Origin of the sequence: Aurantibrevibacter litoralis, from assembly GCF_034651555.1 — a bacterium.
GTDB lineage: Bacteria > Bacteroidota > Bacteroidia > Flavobacteriales > Flavobacteriaceae > Aurantibrevibacter > Aurantibrevibacter litoralis.
In genome coordinates this window covers 101,548-126,206 of record NZ_JAYEEQ010000002.1, presented here as the reverse complement: position 1 = coordinate 126,206, position 24,659 = coordinate 101,548, and the positions used below count along the sequence as shown (strand labels likewise).

At 40.0% G+C, this 24,659-nt stretch carries 23 protein-coding genes; 10 read left to right on the top strand and 13 right to left on the bottom strand.

Annotation, left to right across the window (positions count from 1 at the left end; genetic code table 11):
- Positions 1–106 precede the first annotated feature (106 nt).
- Positions 107–1,681, bottom strand: coding sequence for a fasciclin domain-containing protein (locus U1E44_RS02635; RefSeq protein ID WP_322929434.1), 1,575 nt, complete (start codon positions 1,679–1,681; stop codon positions 107–109).
- A 239-nt stretch (positions 1,682–1,920) separates the two neighbouring features.
- A complete protein-coding gene (locus U1E44_RS02630; protein WP_322929433.1) occupies positions 1,921–2,952 on the bottom strand; it encodes a fasciclin domain-containing protein in 1,032 nt (343 codons plus the stop codon).
- 318 nt (positions 2,953–3,270) lie between these two features.
- Between U1E44_RS02630 and mnmA the strand changes: the two genes are divergently transcribed.
- The 5 genes from mnmA to U1E44_RS02605 all read left to right on the top strand — a co-directional run bounded on the left by mnmA (position 3,271) and on the right by U1E44_RS02605 (position 9,525).
- Positions 3,271–4,461: a tRNA 2-thiouridine(34) synthase MnmA gene (gene mnmA, locus U1E44_RS02625; protein ID WP_322929431.1), complete on the top strand. Its 1,191-nt coding sequence runs from the start codon at positions 3,271–3,273 to the stop codon at positions 4,459–4,461.
- 3 nt (positions 4,462–4,464) lie between these two features.
- Positions 4,465–6,126, top strand: a complete 1,662-nt coding sequence (locus U1E44_RS02620) for a S8 family serine peptidase (protein WP_322929429.1) — start codon at positions 4,465–4,467, stop codon at positions 6,124–6,126.
- Positions 6,123–7,067 (top strand): NAD(P)H-dependent flavin oxidoreductase, encoded by a 945-nt coding sequence (locus U1E44_RS02615; RefSeq protein ID WP_322929427.1) that lies wholly within the window; start codon positions 6,123–6,125, stop codon positions 7,065–7,067. The genes U1E44_RS02620 and U1E44_RS02615 overlap by 4 nt, the downstream gene beginning before the upstream one ends.
- Before the next feature lie 158 nt (positions 7,068–7,225).
- Positions 7,226–8,926 (top strand): GMC family oxidoreductase, encoded by a 1,701-nt coding sequence (locus tag U1E44_RS02610; protein ID WP_322929426.1) that lies wholly within the window; start codon positions 7,226–7,228, stop codon positions 8,924–8,926.
- 5 nt (positions 8,927–8,931) lie between these two features.
- Positions 8,932–9,525 carry a gluconate 2-dehydrogenase subunit 3 family protein gene (locus U1E44_RS02605; protein WP_322929425.1) on the top strand — a complete coding sequence of 198 codons (594 nt, stop codon included), beginning with the start codon at positions 8,932–8,934 and terminating at the stop codon, positions 9,523–9,525.
- Between the two features lie 41 nt (positions 9,526–9,566).
- Here the strand turns inward: U1E44_RS02605 and U1E44_RS02600 are convergent, their stop codons facing one another.
- The 8 genes from U1E44_RS02600 to U1E44_RS02565 all read right to left on the bottom strand — a co-directional run bounded on the left by U1E44_RS02600 (position 9,567) and on the right by U1E44_RS02565 (position 18,530).
- The gene (locus U1E44_RS02600; RefSeq protein WP_322929424.1) at positions 9,567–10,259 is read right to left on the bottom strand and encodes a potassium channel family protein; all 693 of its coding nucleotides are present in this window, start codon (positions 10,257–10,259) and stop codon (positions 9,567–9,569) included.
- A 163-nt stretch (positions 10,260–10,422) separates the two neighbouring features.
- Positions 10,423–12,174 carry a TrkH family potassium uptake protein gene (locus U1E44_RS02595; protein ID WP_323673837.1) on the bottom strand — a complete coding sequence of 584 codons (1,752 nt, stop codon included), beginning with the start codon at positions 12,172–12,174 and terminating at the stop codon, positions 10,423–10,425.
- A gap of 154 nt (positions 12,175–12,328) precedes the next feature.
- Positions 12,329–13,663 (bottom strand): DUF58 domain-containing protein, encoded by a 1,335-nt coding sequence (locus U1E44_RS02590; RefSeq protein WP_322929422.1) that lies wholly within the window; start codon positions 13,661–13,663, stop codon positions 12,329–12,331.
- Between the two features lie 34 nt (positions 13,664–13,697).
- Positions 13,698–14,690, bottom strand: coding sequence for an AAA family ATPase (locus U1E44_RS02585; RefSeq protein WP_322929420.1), 993 nt, complete (start codon positions 14,688–14,690; stop codon positions 13,698–13,700).
- Entirely contained in the window at positions 14,656–15,906 is a 1,251-nt protein-coding gene (locus tag U1E44_RS02580) for a DUF4350 domain-containing protein (protein WP_322929419.1), read from the bottom strand. Before U1E44_RS02580 ends, U1E44_RS02585 begins: the two co-directional genes overlap by 35 nt.
- 2 nt (positions 15,907–15,908) lie before the next feature.
- On the bottom strand, positions 15,909–16,634 hold the full coding sequence (locus U1E44_RS02575; RefSeq protein ID WP_322929418.1) for a hypothetical protein: 726 nt from the start codon (positions 16,632–16,634) through the stop codon (positions 15,909–15,911).
- Positions 16,634–17,581, bottom strand: coding sequence for a hypothetical protein (locus U1E44_RS02570; RefSeq protein WP_322929417.1), 948 nt, complete (start codon positions 17,579–17,581; stop codon positions 16,634–16,636). Before U1E44_RS02570 ends, U1E44_RS02575 begins: the two co-directional genes overlap by 1 nt.
- The gene (locus U1E44_RS02565) at positions 17,547–18,530 is read right to left on the bottom strand and encodes a stage II sporulation protein M (RefSeq protein WP_322929415.1); all 984 of its coding nucleotides are present in this window, start codon (positions 18,528–18,530) and stop codon (positions 17,547–17,549) included. Before U1E44_RS02565 ends, U1E44_RS02570 begins: the two co-directional genes overlap by 35 nt.
- A 37-nt stretch (positions 18,531–18,567) precedes the next feature.
- On the opposite strand from U1E44_RS02565, the gene U1E44_RS02560 reads away from it, so the two are divergent.
- The 4 genes from U1E44_RS02560 (at position 18,568) to U1E44_RS02545 (ending at position 20,857) form a co-directional block, all read left to right on the top strand.
- Complete coding sequence (locus U1E44_RS02560; RefSeq protein WP_322929413.1) at positions 18,568–19,293, top strand: RDD family protein; 726 nt, start codon at positions 18,568–18,570, stop codon at positions 19,291–19,293.
- Between the two features lies 1 nt (position 19,294).
- Positions 19,295–19,906, top strand: coding sequence for a trimeric intracellular cation channel family protein (locus tag U1E44_RS02555; RefSeq protein ID WP_322929412.1), 612 nt, complete (start codon positions 19,295–19,297; stop codon positions 19,904–19,906).
- A gap of 158 nt (positions 19,907–20,064) precedes the next feature.
- Positions 20,065–20,508 carry a Cif family virulence factor gene (locus U1E44_RS02550; protein WP_322929411.1) on the top strand — a complete coding sequence of 148 codons (444 nt, stop codon included), beginning with the start codon at positions 20,065–20,067 and terminating at the stop codon, positions 20,506–20,508.
- A 124-nt stretch (positions 20,509–20,632) separates the two neighbouring features.
- Entirely contained in the window at positions 20,633–20,857 is a 225-nt protein-coding gene (locus tag U1E44_RS02545; RefSeq protein WP_322929410.1) for a CDGSH iron-sulfur domain-containing protein, read from the top strand.
- Between the two features lie 91 nt (positions 20,858–20,948).
- Here the strand turns inward: U1E44_RS02545 and U1E44_RS02540 are convergent, their stop codons facing one another.
- From U1E44_RS02540 to U1E44_RS02530, 3 genes are all read right to left on the bottom strand, one after another.
- Complete coding sequence (locus U1E44_RS02540; protein WP_322929409.1) at positions 20,949–22,238, bottom strand: alpha/beta hydrolase family protein; 1,290 nt, start codon at positions 22,236–22,238, stop codon at positions 20,949–20,951.
- Positions 22,239–22,430: 192 nt separating this feature from the next.
- Entirely contained in the window at positions 22,431–23,237 is an 807-nt protein-coding gene (locus U1E44_RS02535) for an ion transporter (protein ID WP_322929408.1), read from the bottom strand.
- 44 nt (positions 23,238–23,281) lie between these two features.
- Positions 23,282–24,001, bottom strand: a complete 720-nt coding sequence (locus tag U1E44_RS02530; protein ID WP_322929407.1) for a peptidylprolyl isomerase — start codon at positions 23,999–24,001, stop codon at positions 23,282–23,284.
- Here U1E44_RS02530 and U1E44_RS02525 point away from each other — a divergent pair.
- Positions 24,000–24,641: an NUDIX hydrolase gene (locus tag U1E44_RS02525; protein ID WP_322929405.1), complete on the top strand. Its 642-nt coding sequence runs from the start codon at positions 24,000–24,002 to the stop codon at positions 24,639–24,641. The two genes, U1E44_RS02530 and U1E44_RS02525, sit on opposite strands and share 2 nt — an antisense overlap.
- Positions 24,642–24,659 lie beyond the last annotated feature (18 nt).

Below are 24,659 nucleotides of genomic sequence, written 5' to 3'. Positions count from 1 at the left end.
CCTACTTTACAGTCCCGGCTGTAAAAGGGAACTCCCCTCCAGAGTTTTTCAAAGAAGAAATTCTCAGTAGGGGAGCCCATCAACCAACCTAAGAAATTATCTTTTCTTATAAGGCATCCAGTACTTCTTGTGGCAAGAGTACTTTATTAACGACATGCACAACACCATTGCTGGTTTCCACGTCCGCCTGTATTACTTGGGCGTCAACTTCAGTTGCATCACCTATGAATACGCCTCCGGTAAGATTAACGGTTACATTTTCACCCTGTACCGTGGCAAATTCCTGGCCATCAGTTAAAGAGGAAGAAAGTGCTCCAGCGCCGGAAACCACATGGTAGGTTAATACTTTGGCTAATAATTCTTTTTCGGCAGCGGTATCAAAATCAGCTAAACTTGTGAAAGAAGGGCCTAACTCATCTAGGAGGGCTGCAAATGCCTCATTGGTAGGGGCAAATACGGTAAATGGACCATCGCCACTTAAGACCTCAACTAATCCGGCATCGGCTTGTATAAGGGCATCAACCAAAAGACTTAAAGCAGGTACCGACTGCGCTGTTTCCACTATATTTTGCGTGGCAGGAGGCGCTAATAAATCCAATACTTCCTGTGGTACCAAAACTTTATTAATCACATGTACCACTCCATTACTGGTTTCCACATCTGCCTGTATTACTTGGGCGTCAACTTCAGTTGCATCACCTATGAATACGCCTCCGGTTAGATTCACAGTCACGTTCTCTCCTTGAACAGTAGGGATTTCTTGCCCATCAGTTAAGGATGTAGAAAGTGCTGCAACGCCGGAAACCACGTGGTAGGTTAATACTTTGGCTAATAATTCTTTCTCGGCAGCTGTGTCAAAATCAGCTAAGGAGTTAAAATCATCCCCCAGTACATCCAATAAGGCGGTAAAGGCGTCATTGGTTGGCGCAAAGACCGTAAAGGGACCTTCGCCACTTAATACTTCCACTAAACCGGCATCTGCCTGAATGAGAGCCGCAACCAATGCACTTAAATCGTCTACACTTTGTGCAGTTTCTACAATATTTGCCTGTGCCGGCGGTGCTAGGGCATCTAAAACAGCTTGAGGTAATAACACTTTATCAATGATATGCACCACGCCGTTGGTAGCTTCCTCATCCGGGGCGGTAACTGCGGCATCGGTTTCAGTAGCATCCTGAATAAATACGCCTCCTGTTAAGCTTACGGTTACATTTTCACCCTGCACCGTTCCTATTTCCTGCCCGTCGGTTAAGGAAGTAGATAGCGCAGCGGCACCAGAGACCACATGATACGTAAGTACGTCTGCTAAAAGTTGTTTTTCTTCGGCGGTGTCAAAATCTTCCAGAGAATTAAAATCATCTCCCAGAGCGTCTAACAATGCGATAAATGCGGCATTGGTTGGTGCAAATACGGTAAAAGGGCCATCACCCTCCAGTACTTCTACTAAGCCGGCATCGGCCTGTACTAATGCAGCTACAAGCGAACTTAAATCGTCTGTTGCCGAGGCTAACTCCACAATATTAGAACCTGTTTCAGCAGGGGGTTCTGGGGTGGGTGGGGGCGTTGTAAAAGGTGGCGTTGTAGGGGGTGCAGGGTCATTGTCATCGCTACTACACGAAATTAAGAATAGCGATAAGATCATCGCAAAGATAAGGGTACCATTTTTAATAATTTTTTTCATTTTTCTAGGTTTAAATGCGGTTAATACTTGATTTTAATGATTAATACATCATTGTTGTTTAACGAATATATTAAAACATTCAACAATATGATTAATAAATCTTCAAAAGGTTACGTTTGTTTATTTATTTTAATAAAACTTTAACATAATTAAAACCGTTTTAAGAAGCGATGACTGTTTTGGATACAAAAAAAGCCGCCGAAAGGCGACTTTTGTCATTGTTTCTATGATGGAGGATTTTAATTATTCGTATTAGGAAGTAGTACCCTATTGGTGACATGAATAACGCCGTTAGAAGCTTGTAAATTTAAAACCACTAAATCGACATTTGGATTTCCTAAACCGTCTGTAAGACTAATGGCGGCACCCGATACTGAAAACCGCACGGAATCCCCTTCTAATGTGGGCGGGGATACCAAATTATTGGTAACGGATTGAGAGACCATATTGCTATCCGGTATAATATGGTGGTTTAGAATGGACGTTAATTCTTCCATTGCGGTGGTTGCCGGAACCAATAGAAATGCAGAATTTAAAGGAACGAAAACGGTGAAAGGCGCCGGAGCATCTTCAATTGAGGTTTGTAATAAGGAAATAAAATCGGGCTGACCGCTAGTCTTCATTGCTGCTTCCATGGCGGCTAAGTTCTCATCCAATACAATAAAATCGGCCACTGTGGCAAAGTCAATTACCGCATCAATCGGATGAAGTATTCCATTAGAAGCCTGTCTATTAGCACCTGAAGGGGTTATTTTGGCTCCACCATTAAACGAGATTACGGCAGAACCACTGCTATTTACACCTTGGTCTCCATTAAAAAAGACATTCAGATTCCGATCTTGTGAAATACCTTTAGCCAACGTGGTTACATAACCGGTTTTAAAGCCAATAAAATCGGTTGAACCAAATTGCCCCTCCAATACATGGTGTAACAAAAGTTGTTGAAGATTTTCGGTAGGAATGTCATCAATCCCCGAAATACCCATGCTGTTAAAATACGTTGTAAAGGCTGTATTGGAGGGAGCTAAAAGTGTGATAGGTCTAAGCGTTGCCAAGGTGGAAGCCAAATTAGTACGCTCCAAGGCGGTGGCAAGAAGCGAAAAATTTGGATTATCCGCTATCAATTGTACGATATTGTCTGATGGAATAGGAATGTCCGGGCCATCGTCGCTTGTACAAGCACTGAAAAGCAAAAAAATAGATGATAACAAAAAAAATATGTTCTGCGTTTTGCTGTTTTTGGTGAATAGGAGTTGCATGTAGTGTTTCATTTTAAGGTTCGTTTAGTTCGCCAATAGCGTAAAGTTTAAGGAATAAATTGCATAATAAAGTAAAGATACAATTTGTGCTCAGGGTTGCTTCAAATGCTACAATTTATTTCTATGTTTTCTCGAAACCACATTTCCTTTTCCCGTGTATGGCAAATGGCTTTGCGCCAAATACTAAGGTCTTCTTAATTCCTAGCTTTCAGCATTATCAAATTTCATATTTTTGTGGTAGCAATTAAAATCATGAAGGCTCATAATGGCGTTTAAAAAAAATAGCCATACAAATAAAGCTTGATCAAAGGCTTGAAGTTTTGTGTACAGATGAAAAAAGTGGTAGTTGGCCTCTCGGGAGGTGTAGATTCTAGTGTAGCGGCCTATCTTTTAAAAGAACAGGGGTATGAGGTGATAGGCCTTTTTATGAAGAATTGGCATGATGATTCTGTGACAATTTCCAAAGAATGCCCATGGTTAGAAGATAGTAATGATGCCTTAATAGTGGCCGAAAAATTAGGTATCCCGTTTCAAACGGTAGACTTAAGTGCCGTTTACAAAGAACGGATTGTAGATTATATGTTTCGGGAGTATGAAAAGGGAAGAACGCCTAATCCGGATGTGTTGTGCAATAGGGAGATAAAGTTTGATGTCTTTTTAAAAATGGCGTTACAACTTGGTGCAGATTATGTAGCCACCGGCCATTATTGTCGGAAAGGGATTTTGAAGCATGCAGACGGTTCGGAAACCTATCAGCTCCTTGCCGGGGTTGATGATAACAAAGATCAATCTTATTTTTTATGCCAGCTTTCTCAGGAACAACTTGCGAAAAGTTTGTTTCCGCTAGGAGAACTTAGCAAGCCGGAGGTGCGAAATATTGCAGCGGCAAACCAATTAATTACGGCAGATAAAAAGGATTCGCAAGGCCTTTGCTTTATAGGGAAAGTTAGGCTACCCGATTTTTTACAGCAAAAACTTAGTCCAAAAAGTGGTGTTATCGTAGAGATCCCTACTACATGGGACCAGTACCCGAAGGGGATGCATGTATTTAGCAACAAAGCCGAGGAGTTAGCGTTTTTATCCCGAAAAGCGGAGTACCAACCAACAGACGGAAAAGTAGTCGGTACTCATCAAGGTGCACATTATTTTACCAAAGGACAACGCAAGGGTTTGGATGTGGGTGGTACCAAAGAACCTCTCTTTGTTATTGATACCGATGTAGAAGAGAATGTGATATACACCGGTCAGGGCAAAAATCACCCGGGTTTATACCGGAAAACACTTTTTGTAGCCCATGATGAACTTCATTGGGTGCGTACCGATTTGGCCTTAGCTGTAGATGAAACTCTAGAGGTACAGGCACGAATTAGATACCGACAACCTTTGCAAAAAGCCACCCTTTATCGGGTAGAGGGCGGACTTTATGTAGATTTCGAGGCGCAGCAATCGGCCATTACCGAAGGGCAGTTTGTAGCTTGGTATATCCAAGACGAGCTAATTGGTTCCGGTGTAATTTCCTAACCTATGCAAAAGCTTAAAGGCACATTTCTTCTTTTGGTATGCTGCACAACGGCTACCTTTTCCCAAGAACATGCTTGGGTTTATTTTACCGACAAGGACAATGTTGATTTTGCACTAAATAACCCAATGAGTATTCTTTCGGAACGCGCTTTGCAACGAAAGGCTAAGTTTGCTATTGCAATTGATGAAAGTGATGTTCCCGTAAATGAAAATTATATAGCGGAACTCAAATCACAAAATGGAATTACTGTAAAAGCAAAGTCAAAATGGTTCAATTGCGCCCATGTTACAGGTGCCATTTCGGTTATAGAAGCCCTTAAAACCTTGCCTTTTATAGCTAGAATCGATTTTGCGGATAAGCGTTTAAATGCTAAGCAACAAGCGGTATTTTCGTATCGAAAGCTACCGGACAATCATACCGAAAAAACAAAACAAGTTGAAGTCAATTACAATTATGGAAGTACCGAAACTCAGGTAAAACAACTGAAAACCAATGTATTGCATGTGGCAGATTTTACAGGTGATGGTATTTGGATAGCCGTTATGGACGGAGGATTCCCAAATGTAGATCAATTAGGTGCTTTCGAACGTTTGCGATCGCAAAATAAGCTCTTGGGCGGTTACGATTTTGTGGATAGAACTCAGGATATTTTCCGATCTTCCGGCGATGGTCACGGTACCAACGTACTATCTGATATGGCGGGATTTATTGAAAATCAATTTGTAGGAACCGCTCCCGATGCCGCATATATTTTGTTTCGCACCGAAGATGTAGCCACAGAAACCCCGGTAGAAGAAAGTTATTGGGTAGAAGCTGCCGAACGGGCGGATAGTTTGGGGGTCAACCTTATCAACACCTCCTTAGGTTATAGTACGTTCGATAACCCGGCTTATAATTATACTCCGGCTCAAATGGACGGACAAACGACTTTTATCTCTAAGGGAGCTACTACAGCTACAGAAAAGGGCATGTTGGTGGTTGTTTCTGCGGGCAATACGGGAGCATCGGCTACATGGAACATTATTACGGCTCCAGCAGATGCCAATGTGTTTGCAGTAGGCGCGGTAAATGCCATGGGCAATTATGCCGGTTTTAGTTCCAGAGGGCCTAATGCCGATGGAAGGATAAAACCAGATGGCATGGCAATGGGAGTTAATGCTGCCATAATTACCACGAATAATTCCGTAGGAACTGCCAATGGTACGTCCTTTGCTTCACCCATTTTAGCCGGTGCCATGGCCTGTTTATGGCAGGCTTTTCCCGACAAATCCAATTTGGAACTAATGCAGTTAGTTCGTGAAAGTTCATCTCTTTATACCAATCCAACCAGTCAAATGGGGTTTGGAATTCCTAATTTTGAAACCGCTCTTAGCGCATTGGAACCTCCTGAAATACCTGTGGTTCCCCAAGTTCCAGAAATTTCAGATAATGCTACGATATTTATATTTCCCAACCCGGGAAACCAAGCTATAACTATTCAGTTAACAAGCACTTTAGGTGCGCATTTGGTTACTGTTTTTGATATTTACGGAAAGCTGGTTTTGCAAAAACAACTTACCCAAGGCGATAATGAAATACCCGTAGTACAACTGAGCAATGCATTGTATATTGTACATGTGGAGGGTTCGGAAGGAATTAAAAAATTTAAGTTTATCAAAAATTGAAAACAAATAGAATTACCCAACTTTTTGGCATTACATACCCTATCATTCAGGCTGGGATGGTTTGGACGAGCGGTTGGCGGTTGGCTTCGGCGGTTTCTAATGCAGGAGGTTTGGGCCTCCTTGGGGCAGGTTCTATGTATCCTGAGGTGCTGCGAGAGCATATCCTAAAATGCAAACAAGCCACTACTAACCCTTTTGGGGTTAACGTTCCTTTGCTCTATCCGGATATAGAAAAGTTGATGGAAGTTATTTTAGACTTAGAAGTGCCTACGGTATTTACTTCGGCGGGAAATCCAAAGACATGGACTTCAATTCTAAAAGAAAACGGCGTAAAAGTCGTTCATGTGGTTAGTAGCGTAAAATTTGCGATTAAAGCACAAGATGCCGGTGTAGACGCGGTTGTTGCCGAAGGTTTTGAGGCCGGAGGCCATAATGGAAGAGAAGAAACAACGACCATGACCTTACTACCTTCTGTGAAGGAAAAAATAGAAATACCGCTCATTGCGGCGGGTGGTATTGCTACCGGTAAAGCCATGCTGGCAGCCTTAGTATTGGGTGCCGATGGGGTTCAGATTGGTAGCCGATTTGTGGCCTGTACGGAAGCCGCTTCACACGCTTTATTCAAACAAAAAGTAGTAGAAGCAGGGGAAGGGGATACCCAGCTCACGCTAAAGGAGCTCACTCCGGTGCGACTCCTTAAAAATAAATTTTACCATGATATTCAAGGACTTTACGCCAAAGGAGCTGGTACAGAAGAACTGCGTGCTCATTTAGGCAGAGGTCGGGCAAAAAGAGGTATGTTTCACGGGGATATGGAGGAAGGAGAGCTCGAAATTGGCCAAGTGGCGGCCTTAATTCACGATATTAAGCCGGCGGCAACCATTGTCGCCGATCTCGTATCAGAATTCAACCGGGCGATAGACACTTTGAAAAAAATCTAAAATACCTACGCTTCAGAGCGTATAAGAGAAAAACTTCATACGAAATAAAATATGTACGTTTCTAACCTCGCTTTTGTTCTTATGTTATATTCTGTTAATCTAAGAAAATTATAGAATATTATTTTTATCTTGTCCATTCGAAATGATATCAATTTTAAATGGCAAATTATAATACTTCAGCAAAAAAAGAACATACCTACGACGCTATTGTTATAGGTTCTGGAATTAGTGGCGGATGGGCTGCCAAAGAACTTTGCGAAAAGGGGCTTAAAACCTTGGTCTTAGAACGGGGTCCTATTGTGGAACACGTAGTAGATTACCCCACTATGAATTGGGATCCGTGGGATATGGAACTCCGTGGTGGACTAACTCCGGAACAGAAAAAGAAGCATTATAAGAATGGGCGTTCCGGTTGGGTAGGTTTGGATACGGAGCATTTTTGGGCAGATGATGAGGCCAATCCCTATACCGAAGTAAAACCCTTTCTATGGCTCAGAGGCCACCAAATGGGAGGAAAATCCTTATTATGGGGAAAACAAACTTACCGATGGAGCGATTTAGATTTTGAAGCAAATGCAAAAGACGGTTATGGTGTAGATTGGCCTATTCGGTATAAGGATATTGAGCCTTGGTATACCTACGTAGAAAAGTTTGCCGGCATAAGTGGTGAAGCACTGGGACTTCCCCAATTGCCGGATAGTCATTTTCTTCCTCCTATGGAGCTTAATTGCGTTGAAAAACATGTTAAAGCACGTTTGGAAAAAGATTTTCCCGGAAGAAATTTAACCATCGGAAGAGTGGCACATTTAACTGAGCCTTTAAATGGCAGAGGTCAATGTCAGAACAGGAATCGATGTAGTCGAGGATGTCCGTATGGAGCCTATTTTAGTAGCAACGCAGTTACACTGCCGGCGGCCAATGCAACCGGAAATCTCACTATAAGACCCTATTCTATTGTGCAGTCTGTAATTTATGACGACAAAAAGGGCAAAGCAACAGGGGTGCGCATCATTGATGCAGAAACCAATGAAGATATTGAATATCAGGCCAAAATTATTTTTGTCAATGCGTCTACGTTGAGTACCACTCAAATTTTATTGAATTCTATTTCGAGCCGTTTTGAGAATGGTCTGGGAAATGACAGTGGAGAATTGGGTCACAACCTCATGGACCATACCTACCGCGTGGGTGCCATAGGGAAAGTGGAAGGGTTTGACGATAAATATTATAAAGGAAGAAGACCTAACGGTATTTACATACCACGATATGTAAACGTAGACGAAAAATCGAAATCGGACAAATTTCTACGAGGTTTTGGATATCAGGGTGGGGGTTACCGTGGTGGCAATGCAGCCAATATTGAAGCCTTTGGAGCCGAATACAAAGATAGCATCCTAAAACCCGGACCATGGGAATTTTTTATAACGGGTTTTGCAGAATGCCTGCCGTATCACGACAATCAAGTGTATTTAAACAAGGAGGTATTAGATAAATGGGGCCAACCCACATTGTCTATCGATGCCGAGTTTAAGGCAAATGAAAAAGCGTTGAACAAGCAAATTCAAGAAGATGCCGTAGTGATGCTGGAAAGGGTTGGGTTAAAAGACGTGATGGGCTTTGACAATGACCATCCACCGGGCTATGGCGTTCATGAAATGGGTACGGCAAGAATGGGTCGCGATCCAAAAACATCTGTGTTAAACGGATTTAATCAGCTACACGCAGCAAAAAATGTTTTTGTTACCGATGGCGCTTGTATGACTTCTTCCTCCTGCGTAAATCCGTCATTGACCTATATGGCTATTACAGCGAGAGCAGCCCATCATGCCGTTTCGGAGTTAAACAAACAAAATATTTAATGGCTATGAACAGAAGAGATGCACTTAAAAATACAGGTTTTTTGGCGGGAGCTGCGGTAGCCCTACCTACAATTTTTTCCTTATTGGAATCCTGTACAACAGAAAATAGGTTAGATTGGAAACCACTTTTTTTTACAGAAATTGAAGCAAAAACCATTGCAGGCGTGCTAGACACTATTTTGCCCAGAACAGAAACACCGGGAGCATTAGATGTGAAGTCAGATATTTTTATAGACAAAGTAATTGCAAAAACCTATGACGAGGCAGGGCAGGACAAAATGCGAAAAGACATAGCCGCTTTTAATACGTCATGTGAACAACAGTATGGCAACCCTTTCTTTTTGTTAAAGGAAGCAGACAAGATAAACGTGTTAAAAACCGCAGAAGCGAACTCGGGCAAGTTTAATCCCGGAATTTGGGGTACCACAGTAGGGGAGCAGGAGCCTATTGGGTTTTACAGAGCTATAAAATCTATGGGTATATGGGCGTATACCACTTCTGAGGAAATTGGGAAAAATGTACTGTCTTACGATCCTATTCCGGGAGCTTATCAGCCTTGTATTCCCCTTTCGGATGTGGGCAACCGTTGGAGTTTGTAGGGACAAAAATCTCAGTGAATGTTGTAAGGTTTACCTGCCGCTTACTTCAGTTTTTGTTTTAGGAAGCTTTGTAAGTCTTTATTGGAGCCGTAGAGCACTAAAATATTTCCTTCTTCCAATACATAATCGCCCGAAATAACCCCTTTAATTTTGGAAACTGTTTTCGTTTTTCCCAACAAGCTTTTTTCTTCCACTTTTATGATTACGGTAAGTGCTAGGATATTGAAGGTTTTTCTAAAACCTACATCGCGAACTGTTTTTCCTATATAGTCTTCCGGTACTTTGGCTTCTATGATACTAAAATCATCGTTGAGTTCAAAGGAATCTACGACGTTACTCAGACACAATTTTTTTGCCCATCGTTCGGCAGTTTCTTCCTCAGGATGCACAATTTCATCAACGCCAATGGCTTGCAATACCTTTTCGTGTAAAGGATTTATAGCACGACTAATTAAACGTTTTACTTCCAAATTTTTTAACAAAGCGGTGGTCATAACATTAGCGCCCTGATCTTCGCCAATAGCGACCAAAACAATGTCTGTTTCTTTTAGTGGCAGTCCCGAAACCGTAAATTCATCTGTGGCATCCATACAAATCGTATGAGAAATCTTTTCTTTATATGCATCTACCTTAGACATGTTGGTATCTATGCCAATGACTTCATTTCCTTGTTCGGTTAACTTTTGCGCCAAAGACGCCCCAAAATTTCCCAATCCTATGATAATATATTTCACACGAATAAATTTAAATTCAACATGTTACGACACTATATTAGACAACAGCTTCACAAATAACAATACGCAATACACCTTTTTAAAATATAATTTTTTACCTAGATTACGGGATGCATTCTACATCAACCACATCTTTCACTTAGTATAAATAGCAGTACGATGGTTAATTGATCGTAATTTCTTCTTTTGGATAGCTGTAATTTTTATGTTTTACTTTTTTAAATACGGCGATCACCAAAGAGAGCATGCTAATGCGACCCACAAACATAACAAAGATAATCACCATTTTGCCAATACTGCTTAAATCTGCGGTAATGCCTAAACTTAAACCTACTGTGCTGTAGGCAGAAAAGCATTCAAAAGCAATAGCCATCAACATTTTTTCAGGATCGCTTATAGAAATGAGCATAATGGCTGTGCCGATGACCACCAAGGAAAGGGAAATAATAGCAAAAGCTCTTTTTACTGTTATATCTGCAATTTCTCTTCTAAAGATTTCGATTCTAGATTTTCCTTTGGCAAGACTTAGGATATTGAGTGTGGCAATGGCAAAAGTGCTCGTTTTTATACCACCACCTGTAGATTGCGGAGAAGCCCCGATCCACATAAGCAGAAAAACCATCATGAGTGTCGGGAAAGTCATGGCTGCCGTATCGATGCTGTTAAACCCTGCGGTTCTAGGAGTGGTAGCACCAAAAAGTGACGTAACTATTTTTCCAAAACTACTGTGTTCTGCCAAAGTGTGATGATATTCCAAAATGTAGAAAGCAACGAACGCCACACTGGAAATGGTTAATGTGGTGACTAAGGTGATTCTACTATTAAGATTGAGCACCCATGGTTTGTAGATAATTCGCTTATCGAGCGAAAAAGAAAACAGCATAGAAATTTTATACTTTAAGTATCTCAGTAAATTTACCACAATAGGAAAGCCTAGCCCGCCAAGTACAAAAGTTGCGATAATTATTAATTGTAAATAATAATTAAACCGATAACCGGTCTCGTACATACTGTTGGTTAAGGTTGAAAACCCGGCGTTACAAAAAGCAGAAATAGCATGAAAAACGGAAAAGAACAGTTGTTCTGTTTGAGAGCCAAAAGCCTTGGCATCAATACTGCTGTATATTAAAATAGCGGAAAACAATTCAATACCAAAGGTGATAAGAATAATGTATTTTAAAGTAGAAAATACATCGCTCAATTTCCGAGAACTGGTCATGTCGCTTAATGTAATTTGATTTTCATAGGAGGTGCCTCCCCTAAAAAAGAAACTGAAATAACTAGCAAAAGTTAAAATGCCCAAACCGCCAAGCTGAATAAGAATCATGATGATGGTCTGCCCGAAAAAAGTAAAATGTGTGGCGGTATCTACAACTATCAACCCCGTAACACAAACGGCACTGGTAGCCGTAAACAAGGCATCTAGATACGATATGCCGCTATAGGTGGCATTGGGTAATAGTAATAGTAAAGAGCCCGCAAAAATAAGGATCAAAAAACTTAAAATGAATAATTGCGCCGGATTTAGGATGGTTCGCTTAAAATTTATTCTGAGTTCGGAAAACTCACGAATAAAGGTAAATAGCACTGCAATTTTTAGCCATATAGGATTTTCCAGAATGAGGTCGGTAGTAAATGGTACCCCAACAAATAGGTACAAATAGCAGAGCCAAAGCGTGAAACAAATAGAGAGTAAATCAAAAATAAAAACCTTGCGTTTTCGTAATAAGTTGTTTTTTAGATATCGCACCACGGTGGTAATGATACCCAAACCTAGAATAAGAAAGTAAAATCCGTCTAAAAAGGGTTGCGAGATTAGCGTTTGCGAAAATCCGATATTTGTGATTATAGCAAGGAGACCCACAAGTGAAATCCAAAATACGACTCGGTCCAGTTTCTTTAAGTTGATCCCTATATTTTTCAATATGCTTCCTTTGGATAACACCGATACCTTGTTTTAATAAGTAAGTTTGGTTCGGCTATTATTGAGTATAAAGAAAATCAAAAAAAGTGTAAACCATGAGTTTTTTAAAGAATAAAATGTATTAAAATGAGTGGGTGATGTAATGCTACAACAAACCCCTGGCTTTTATCTCCAAGTATTTATTTATGGTATTTATGGTTAAATCTTCAGGTTTAGTGAGTATGGTCTGTATGCCGTGTTTGCGTAGTTCGTTTACAATGAGTTTCTTTTCGTAGACGAATTTTTCCGCAATGGTCTGTTCAAATATTTGCTGCGCCGTTGTTGCTTTTTGTTCCGTAAATAGGGTAAGTTCCGTATTTTCAAAAAAGATAACTACCAGTAAATGGTGTTTGGCTAAACGCTGAAGATAGGGGAGTTGGCGATGCAATGCGTCCATTGTCTCAAAATTGGTGTAGAGTAGTAATAAACTTCTATGGTTTAGGCTGCGTTTTATTGCGATGTAGAGGGTGCTAAAATCTGATTCTGTAAAATTGGTGCTTAGGTTGTACAGCGTTTCTAAAATTAAGTTCATTTGGGAGCTTCGACGTTCTGCCACAACCCAATTTTCTATGCCATTGCTAAAAGTAAACATCCCCGCTTTATCTTGTTTTTTTAGTGCGATATTAGATACTACCAAGGTAGCATTAATAGCGTAATCTAGTAGGCTAAGCCCCTCAAAAGGCATTTTCATTACTCTTCCTTTGTCAATTACGGAATAAATTGGTTGCGATTTTTCATCCTGAAACTGGTTTACCATCAGCAGGTTTTTTTTAGCTGTTGCTTTCCAATTGATGTTTCGGATATCATCTCCCTGTACGTACTCTTTTATTTGTTCAAATTCCATGGTATGGCCTATACGCCGAATTTTTTTTAAGCCGTATTCATGCAAACGATTCGTAAAAGCCATTAAATCATATTTTCGCAACTGTAAAAACGAAGGATATACCGGCACTTCTGCACCCGTATCGAAGGTGTATCTGCGAGATACTAAACACAATGGAGAGCGTACATAAATATGAAGACTCCCAAAAGAATACACGCCCCGAGCTGTAGGTCTTAGCGTATAAGTGAATTGTTGTTGTGCTCCTTTTAAAAGTTGGGTTCGGATATCAAAATCGCGTTTTTGAAATTGATGGGGTAGTTCGTCTATTATTTTTAAACCTACCGTAAATAAATACGAGTTTACCACCTTTAGGTGTATCGTATTTACATCGCCATTAGATAGTTTGTCGGGCACTGTACGTTGCGCATCAACACGACCTTTTGACATAAAAATCATAAGAATATCTACCCCTAAAAGAATTAAAAAAAGGAAAAATAAGAGCTGTATAACTCCAAGAATATTGGGAAAGAAGTAAGCTAAAATAAAGCCGGTGATAAGGCTTATTAAGAACGTAAAAAACCGTTGTTCCAGAAAAATAGGTTTAAAATAGCGATTCATTCTATCTCGGTTTACAGACTAGTGTAGCGTTATATTACCTGGGGATTTCAATGGTTTCTAGGATTTGAAGCACTACCTTTTCCGTCGTATATCCTTCCATTTCTCGTTCGGGCGTAAGGATAATACGGTGCGATAAAATGGCGCCTGCCACTTTTTTAATATCATCGGGCGTTACAAAATCACGTCCGTTAATGGCCGCCAAAGCCTTTGCTGCATCCATTATGGCAATAGAAGCTCTTGGGGAGGCTCCTAAATACAGATTGGCATTGGTCCGCGTATGGTGTACCACAGCCGCAATGTATTTCATAAGATGTTGTTCTATAATGATTTCTTTAATAGTATTTTGATAAGCGGCAATTTGTGAGGCAGAGAGCACAGAAGTAATAAGGGTTTCATCTTCCTGATGCTTCTGTTGATGCTTGCGTTCCAAAATCGAGACTTCTTCTTCTAGGGTAGGGTAGTTGACTTTAATTTTGAAGAGGAATCGGTCTAATTGGGCTTCGGGCAGACGATACGTTCCTTCTTGTTCTATGGGGTTTTGCGTAGCAAAAACTAAAAAAGGAGGTTGCATAGGATATTCTACACTATCTATAGTGATCTGCCGTTCTGCCATAGCTTCAAACAAGGCTGCCTGGGTTTTCGCCGGAGCACGATTTATTTCATCAATAAGAATAATGTTCGAAAAGATAGGGCCTTTTTTAAATTCGAAATCAGACGTTTTTACATTGAATATAGAAGTGCCCAAAATATCACTTGGCATTAGATCGGGCGTAAATTGAATACGACTAAACGCAACATCCATAGTCTTTGCCAATAGTTTGGCAGTTACCGTTTTGGCCACACCGGGAACCCCTTCTATCAGGGAATGTCCGTTGGCGAGAATAGAAATAATGAGCAATTCTATCATTTCGGTCTGTCCTATAATGACCTTTCCCAGTTCTTTTTTTATCTGAGCTACAGCATGTTGGAGCTGATTTAAATCAATTCTATTACTAAATTCTAGCGGTGTATTTTCCTGTGTGTTCATTGTATTGTTTAAATGAAGTTATTTTTTTGTTGAGGGCTATGAGGTCTTCTACCGAATGATTTTTCTTAAATTTTAAATGCACTATAAAGTCGATAAGATTTTTGGTTTCTGCGGTAGACTTCCCCGATTTTGCAGCCAAATCCTGAACCGTTTTTTCTGAGATGCTATGGGTGTCAATAGTATAGGTACTTCTAATAAATTCTAGAAAATAGTTCGTTTTTTTTTGGATAAGATCTGAGTAGTCTTTATGCTGATAATACAAGTTACCCACTGTTTTGGCAAAGGCTACAGAAGAATTTTCTAGGGGTAAGCGTACTGGAATAATACGCTGCTCCCGTTTACTTTTAAAAATAACAAACACTAAAAGGGTGACAATAGTGAGGTAATAGGCCCACTTTAAGGAAGTCTGACTAAGTACAAAACGCATGGGCGAAGTAATTACGATTCTGCCGGATTTTTTATAATTGTCCCAATATAAAGAGCGATGTTGTAGATAGGAAAAGGAATGTGCCACATAGTCTTTATTTCCATTTAGCAAATAATAATTGGAATAGGCTTGTGGCATGGTATTTAAATAGAAATTACCCTTTCCAAATGTCGTTCTTATAAAGTTTACTTCCCTTGCCATTTCTTTTGGCCTTCCAGATAGCAAATCGTTTTGGTCTTTTGCGAAGGTAATATGCCCCAAAATAGTCGATTTTAGGGTGTCTAGTTTCGTAAAATGGGTTTTATCTTGTCCTTTGGAGTAGGTGTGTTTTATCGATTTAAAAGAGGGATTCGTTAATGATAGCGTTACCGAATCGGTAGCAAGACGATACTGCGATTGGACCGCTAGGCCTAGAGTGTCGGATAAGTACGATCCAAAATCCGTAGCGGCAATAAACACGTCGTTGCCTTCAGCAACATAGTGTAGCAGTTGTTTGGTCTCTTGATCATCAAAAGAAATTTTATCATTAATACACAAATATGTGCTGCGTTGCTTGGACTCCATTTTTTGCAATGTAATGTAGACCGATTCGTCTACACGGGTAACCGTGGTATTGGGGAATAGGGAAGACAGTTCGTTAAAAAGCACAAAGCAGCCAAAGGGAATCTTATCGGTGGCGGTGTACGACGGTTTCCAATTAATAGGTTTGGGTCGTACCACCTCGGTAATCATAATACCAAACAGCACCAACGTAAAAATCCCTATAATGATTTTTGATCGTCTATCCACGTTTAATGAGGTAAATTGTTTTTAAGTGCAACAAAACGCAATTGTGCCGTTTGGTACTTGGTTTCGTCAATTTCTTGTTCTCCATACCAAATGTAATCGTAGAGGTAAGAGACTTCCTTGAATAAAGGTTTTAAAGCCGTTTGGGTAATTTCGTTTTCGTAATCTGTATTTGTTTTTTCAAAATGCCATGCAATAAGCTCTTTTTGAGACAATAGCTTTAGTGTTTTTAAGTACTGATACCGTATGGCCAATCGATAATTCTGTTGGGTTACAGCATCCGCAATTAGGGTATCTAAATCTAAATTTTCGATGTGCGTTTCGGAAAGGATTACATCCATTATGGGCGTCGCTTTTTTTGTAAATAGAGCATTAAAATGCTCGCCAATTAAAAATTTTACCAAAAGATACAGGGCCAATAGCCCAAGTAGTAGGTATACCACATATTCCAGTACGTTTGCTAATACCGGCGAAATAGTAATCCCAAATGCGCGTTGTAGTCCCTTAAAAACCCAATCAATAAATTGTGCTATGGCGTTTTTTGCTTCTCCATCGTTACGCTCATAATTAAAAGTACCGTCGGTGTATTTTTTGTCAAAATCTGTATCAAAAGCTCGTAATTCCTGAATTGCGGTACGATCTTCTTTTAAAACGACAGTGTCTTTTATTTCTTGGCAAAATCCAATAGTAACCGTACTAAAAATAAAAGCGAGGAATGCAATTTGTTTCACTATTCTAGGTTTCCGATTTGATCTATCTTACTTCGTGCATGGGTGTTATACAATTTTTCGTGTAGGCTGTAGTATAAAATTCCATTTACAAATTGAGAAAGACATTGAGAATACATAGAAATAAGTAGCACCATACAGGTACCCAGCGTATAAACTATGGTAGGTACCATTCCCGACGATACATCTACATCATTCTCTACCACATGAAAGGTATACACACCCAAAAGAATTCCCGGGATAATTAAGACAATAAAAAAGAGAATGCCATTAAGAAGTCCCAATACGAAGTTAACCCCTACAGATTTCCAAAAATTTTTAGTTACCAAATTCCAGCCTTCACCAAAAGCTTCGGAGACCCCTTTATTTTCATTAAGCAAACAGAAGAAGGACACGCCGAACCAAGCCAACACAAAAAATAAAAGGATATAATAGGCAAAAACACCTACCAATGGTATTATAGCCAAAATGATTCCGACTATAGAAACCGCCATATAGATGCCAATCAACAATACAATAAATAGAAATATAGACCCTATTTTTCGCGTAAAGAAATTCCATACTTGGCGTTTATCAAAATGATTTCCTTGTAGGGTTTCATATTGTATCATGTAGGCAGCCGCCAAACTGTAATTAAGTAGTGCTACAATCATAAAAATAATAACAAGAAGGATGCCACCTACTACCAAGTAAATATAATACGCCTCTTCTCCACCGGACATCGTACTAAAATCTTGTCCAAAGTCATAATGACCAATAAGACCAAGAACTCCAGATACCAAGAGGTAGCTTACGACCAAGAGTCCTATCAAAAAAATACCGTTGTAATTTAAGAATACATTGGTGAAATTTTTAAGGTTCTGCTTTAGAAATTCGAAATAAGTGGTGATGATATCACCAAAGTCCCGATTCACTTTAAGTTCGATGTACTTCTGAGCCGTATTTTTCATTGATTTTTGGTACTAAGGTTGGAAATATAACATAATAAAATAAAACAAGCACCAACGAGCTTCCAATGATTAAAAAGGCAAGCCAAGCTGGCATTTCGGAATATCGGGTAATAAAACCTTCTATAAACCCCGCAATGATAAAAAAAGGAATGGTACTTACCACAACTTTTAGTCCGTCTTTTGCGCCTTTCATAAAGGATAATCGGCGTGTGTAGGTTTTTGGGAACAAGATGCTATTGCCCATAATGAGGCCTGCACAGCCCGCTACAATAATTACGGAAATTTCAATGGTTCCGTGGAGCCAAATTTGCTTATTGGCTTCAAAAAATACGCCTTTAGTATAGAAAAAAGTACTAAAGGCACCTAGCATTACACCATTACTAAATAGAATATAAGCAGTGCCTATACTGGTAATTACGCCAAAAGCAAAGGCTAAAAAGGCAACGCGGATATTATTGATGGTTATCCCCAAAAAAGTACCTATTTCGCTTCCACTGTTATAAATGGCTGTGGGATTTCCGTTTTCAATATTATTCAGGGTTTCATTTACGTACGCATCGCCCAAAATTAACCGAACAAAAGAGGCGTCATGTAAGGCAGAAAGGCAGCCTATGCCTGTAGCTACAGCAAAAATTAAAAAGGCTACCCCCAAGGTTTTTAAATGCGATCCAAAAAACAATGGAAATTCACTAAGCCAAAACTCAACAATCCTATTTCCAGATTCCTTTTTATTCTTATATATTTTTTGATGCACCTTAGCCGTTAGCGAATTAAGGTACAATAGGGTTTTACTTTCTGCGTAATAGGTTTGGGCGTAAGCCAAGTCATTGGTGAGCTGAATGTATCCATTGGCCAATTCATCGGGGGAGATGTTGGAATTAAAATGGATGGCTTTTTCAAATGCGATCCATTTTTCCTTATTTTGCTTCACAAAAGCGGCCTCACGCATAGTACAAATTTAAGGCAAAAATAAAAATAGTATTCCTATGTCTGTTCTTCAAATTAATACAACGCAAAATGTACATTTAGATTATAAAATTGTGAGTATTGGGGAGCGGATTGTAGCCTTTTTTATAGATGCTTTTATGTTGTACCTCTATGCGGTTCTAGTAAATGTGCTGGGAACTGCTCTAGGTGTTGTTTTTGATGATCATTGGACACAACGCGGGTTGCAAGCCCTAATTTTTTTACCGGCAATGTGTTACAGTTTGCTCATGCATAGTTTTTTTAACGGGCGTACCGTAGGTAAAATGCTCTTAAAGATGCGGGTGGTTCGGTTAGATGGCTCGCCGGTACATTGGTCTAATTATTTGGTAAGATGGATGTTGCGCCTTGTTGATATTTGGCTTTTTATAGGTTCTATAGGTTTATTATCAATCCTTTTTTCAGAAAAAAGACAGCGCTTGGGCGATGCGGCTGCCGGAACAGTAGTTATAAGCACCAAACAAAATACCACCATTTCCCATACCATTTTAGAAGAGGTGCAAGAAAATTATATTCCAGTGTTTTCCAATGTAACCGAACTTACCGATAAGGATGTCCGATTGATAAAGGAAACCTACCATATCGCCAAAAGTACTAATGACTACAAAACATTGAAAATGTTAAGAGTTAAAGTAGAAAGTTTGCTCAATACCAATTCGGATTTGTTTGATGTACCTTATTTAGATACCGTCCTTAAAGACTATAATTTTTACACTCAGAAAATGTAAGATGTTCTATTTTATTGTAGATATTTTAGGAACCATTGCTTTTGCGATATCGGGGGTTTTGGTGGCCATGGATAAAAGATTAGATCTTTTCGGGATCTATAGTATCGCTTTTGTAACAGCCGTAGGGGGCGGCACCTTGCGGGATATTTTATTGGGAAATACACCGGTGCTGTGGTTAACAGAAATAACTTACATGATTGTAATTCTGTGTGCTGTTATTTTTGCCATAGTATTTCGAGAAAAAGTAGCCTATTTAAGAACTTCTTTGTTTTTGTTTGATACTATCGGGATTGGACTTTATACCATGGTGGGTATCGAAAAGGGATTGGCGGCAGGATTATTACCTGCGATGTGCATCGCCTTAGGCGCCATTACTGCCTGTTTTGGTGGAGTAATCCGCGATATATTGTGCAATGAAATCCCTGTTCTTTTTAGAAAGGAAATTTATGCCATAGCATGCATCCTAGGTGGTGTGGGGTATTTTTTGCTAAGACACCTTCCCTTTGATGCCAACTATGCCTATGTTGCAGGCATTGCAATTATAATCAGTATTCGACTATTGGCCGTTAAATTTGGGATAACGCTACCCAATATCTATAAAAACCGGAACTAATTTTAACCATGGGGTATTGGTGATTTTTACGAAAAAAACTGCCGAATATCTTGAAAGGAACTTTGGCTAAAAAACAGAGGCCGTAGTTTAAAAGACCTAAAATTTGCTTATTTTTAGTCCTAAGGGGTGTCACCAAAGACGTCTATAATTTTCTGTAAATGAAAGATTTTCTTATTTTCTTTTTTATTATTTCTAGCGGTGCAACTGCCCAAGACATGCCAAAAAATGATGCCGACACCCAAGCTTTGTATCAACTCATAGAAACTTATGCCTTGGCGCGGGAACAACAGGATTCGGTGCTTCTAAAATCCATTCTTACGGAAGATATAGATCAATTGGTTTCTAGTGGGGAATGGCGCATAGGTCTATCCGCTGCACTTTCTGGGATGCAACAAAGTACCAGTACAAATCCCGGTAGTCGAAGTCTTATAGTGGAGAAAATACGATTTTTAAGTGCAACCACCAGCCTCATCGATGCCCTGTACGTGATTACACAAACCAATGGTGCAGAGCGTCGTATGTGGAGTACTTTTATTGCGGTGCGCATGCAAGACCGATGGAAGATTAGTGCCATTCGGAATATGCTGCCTACAGGGCGGTGATAAGTAGATTGTGCTATGGACGAAGAATGGGTCATATGGTATTGGTATTATCGATAATTTAGATCGGGCAGGTGCTGGGCTTTAAAGCAAAAAGTGTAAATTAGCATTCTTAAACTAAAAAAAAATGGCTACTACAAAGATCACAGTAAACAATAACGGTTCTCTCATAATAGAGGGCGATTTTGAAATAAAAGATAAAGACGGAAACCTTTACGATTTGGGGGGTAGAGACAAATTAGGGCTTTGCCGTTGCGGATTTTCTAAGAACAAACCATTCTGTGATGGATCGCACCGAAATCACTTTGAACACGATGCCATCGCATTTGCCCTACCCCCTAAAAAACAGTAATATTTTTTAGTGTAGACATCGGAATAGGTAATTATAAAGGTTGTTTTATGCCGTTTTAAAGATATGTTTTTCGGCAGTTCTGTTTTTCTTGCTATTCTAATGGTGTTTCGTGCAACAACTCCATACCCGTAGATGATCTGGGCTTAAAACCGGGCCAGTCCTTTTCGTTAGAATCCGGGGCGATACTAAGATAGACCTCAAAATCCTGTTTTTTTACATATTTACCTAGAAAAGCGGTAACAAAATGCTGGTTTATATTGTTTATTTTTCGTTGATCCCATGTGGGATCGGCATAGCGGTAGTATTCATCTAAGTGTAAACCAGATTGAAGCGATTCTGCCGGAGGAGGATTGGGAGCCGTGTTATGTCTGGCATTTTTGTAGGTAAGCAAATATCGGTCGGCGTTTACAGCCCCCGTATATAGCGCCTTAATTCCGTTTTCATATCCCGAAATATCATCTTCGCTTCCGGCAACGAATAGGGTAGGGGTTTTTAGTCCCTTTAACCCTTCGGCATCCCAAACACCACGTTCCATTCCCCAAGGGGCGAAGGCTACCACCGCTTTAATTCTAGGGTCTGTTTTCTTTTGATATGTCGAATTACTTGCGGCGTGCATACCAATGGCGTTACTGCCACCGGTCATGCCTACCGTAAATTTGGTAAACGCATCGCTGTAGCCTGCACCGGCTACATTGAGTACCCCAAAGCCACCCATAGAATATCCAATAATAGCCGTGTTGTTGGTATCTATAAATCCTTTTAAAGGGTCTTTGCTAGAGGGTTTTCCAAGATCTTCCATAGCATTCAACACAAAGCGGATATCCAAAGCACGGTTCAGAAGGGTACTTGTAAAGGCGTTGGCATCGGCAAAAGTAGATTCGGTATGATCTATTGCAACAACAACATATCCCTTAGAGGCTAAATTTTCGGTTAAATAGGTCATTAAATAACGCGATCCCACATAGCCGTGCGACACTATAATCAAAGGAAGAGAACCGTCTTTGGTCATTGGAACGGCATCGCGTAGGGCACGTCCTTTAAAGGTAAAAGGAATTAAGGGTCGTAAGGTATCGCCTCGAGTACCCATGACCTCCTCATAGGTTACTAAAGGTGTGGCACCCTCAGGGATCACGGCAGGGTACCAAATTTCAACGGTAATGGGTCTATCGTATAAAGGATCTTTGCCCTCTTTAGAATTTAAGATGTCTATTTGTCCTTTATTTAAAAGATGCATTGTACGCACCCCAATTTCGTATGCCCCACGAGCCGACAATTCAGGAGCATCGGGGAGTGGGTCACCATAAAGAAAATCTTGAGCCGCACATGGGGCGACTAGGACTAAAGAAATAATAAAAAAGAAAATAGCAGTACTTTTTTTCATGAGAAACAGGGTATATTTTTTAAATGTACCGAATAAAAGGGAAAGTGGAAATACAAAAACCAACTTTTTGATAACGCCTTCTAATTAAAATTATCAGCACATGCAATTGGCAACCCATTACAATATGACATTGCCCTATTTTTTTAAGTCTTTGGATTATTTTCTAGAATCGAGATCGGTACTCAAAATTAGTTAAGAAATCGCCTCTTTACTTGGTATACTTTGTCCGCATGCCGGACAATGATCCGAAGATTTTTCTTTGCGAAAGGCTTCAGAAAAACCAGAGGCAAGAATCCCTGTAGGCAGTGCTAAAAAGGCAATTCCTATAATGGCAATGACCCCTGCCAGTAGCTGCCCCATTGGAGTTACCGGATAAATATCACCGTAGCCCACCGTGGTTAAGGTTGCTATACCCCACCACATGGTTTCGGGAATACTTGAAAATTTATCGGGCTGCGATTCATTTTCTACATAAAACATGAGGGTAGAAGCTATTAATAAAAGGAATAAGGTAAGCATCAGGGAAATGACAAGCTCCTCTTTCTTTTGTTTGAAGACCATTCGTATGTCCGCAAGCGCATCAACATATCTTGTGATTTTGAAAAGTCTGAAGATGCGGAATATCCTAAGAATGCGCAACAATCTAAGGTCTACACCCAGCAGCGGAAGGAAGAAGGGAAGGATGGCCAACAAATCAATGATTGCAAGTGGCGTAAATGCATAACGGACGTTTCCTGCAATCGGTGTGCTGTATTTGGGGTTCAGATTTGCGGTCCACACCCTTAACACATATTCAATGGTGAATACGAAGACAGAAAACAGTTCAAAAATTTGGAAACCTGTGCTAAATTGTTGCGCAAGTGAGGCCACAGATTCCAAAACAATGGCCAAAACATTGAGGACGATCAAAGAAATAATAAAAACATCAAAATTATAACTTGCACTGTTCGGTTTGTCGGAAACCTCTAAAAGAGTGTACACTTTTCTTTTAAAACCCATAGCTGTTGTTATTAGTTTTTTTGATAAGATTATCAAAATAAGGATTATTCTATCACTTCGGCATTTAAAATATAAATGTTTTGCGAAGGCCAATCGCCTTTGTCCACAGGTTGTTGGTTTATGAGATCTACGACATCCATACCATCAATAACCTTCCCGAATGGAGTGTACTCCCCATCCAGATGATACGACCCCGGTTGGGTAACTACAATGAAAAATTCGTAAGGAGAAGCCAACATATGCGGATTGTCTATTTCGCTACTTGGCATGGAAATGGTGCCTCGATGATGACGATGGCCTTTTCGGGTATCTGGCGGTAACAAGTAGTGGCCAATTTGCGCCCTTTTTTTACCTACCTCCTTGGTATCGGCATTTCCACCCTGAATGATAAAATCCTTTACAACCCTATGAAAAAGGGTATTATTGAAATAGCCCTTTTTGGTAAGATAAATAAAGTTAGATTTGTGATACGGGACATTGTCAAACAACTCTAGGGTAAAACTTCCTAGGTTTGTCGTGAGCTTTACCTTGTTTTCCGTTACCGTTTTGTGATAGTTAAAGAAAAAGTCAATGGCATTTTCTTCGGTAAGCACAAATTCGGGTTCACGTTCTTCTTCTGTGCTTCCGGGGGGATCAGATACTACGGTATCTTGCTGAATAGCAGCTTTAACGTTAGATTTTGGAGGCTCACTGGTATTGTTTTTGCAGCCTAGTAGCAAAATTAATAGTATTATTGCAACGTATGTACCTACCTTTAAAGTCATGAATTTTGATGATTTTTATGCACTAAGTTCAAAAATAAAAAATCTGCCACTTCCGGGCACTACAGCGCACTATAAAATGGTGCCACCCATCCGTATGGCCGAAATGGAAAAGGCATTACAAAAGGGAGTAACTCCAAAAAAAGCCGGCGTCATGGCGCTTTTTTATCCTAAGGAAGACCGCCAAACCTATTTATTGCTTATGTTGCGAAAAGCGTATAATGGCGTGCATAGCAATCAAATTAGCTTTCCAGGCGGAAAGGTTGAGCCCGGGGATATCGATTTGTTGGCTACGGCCTTACGAGAAACTCAAGAAGAGGTTGGCGTACCTCAGCGTGGGGTACATGTGGTTCGGTCGCTTAGTCAAGTTTATATTCCTCCAAGTAATTTTAGTGTGCAACCGTATTTGGGACTCTATAAAAAAACGGTACCTTTCCGGATTCAAAAGGAGGAAGTAGCAGCCTTGGTCGAGGTGTCTTTGATCGATTTTTTGGATGATGGTAAAGTCATCAAACAAAATTTAAGCACTTCTTACGCCTCCAATATTTCGGTGCCGGCTTTTCATTTTAATGGTTATATTGTCTGGGGAGCTACAGCAATGATGCTAAGTGAAGTTAAAGAGCTCTTAAAACAAGTTTTATAAACTACCTATTTTGTAATT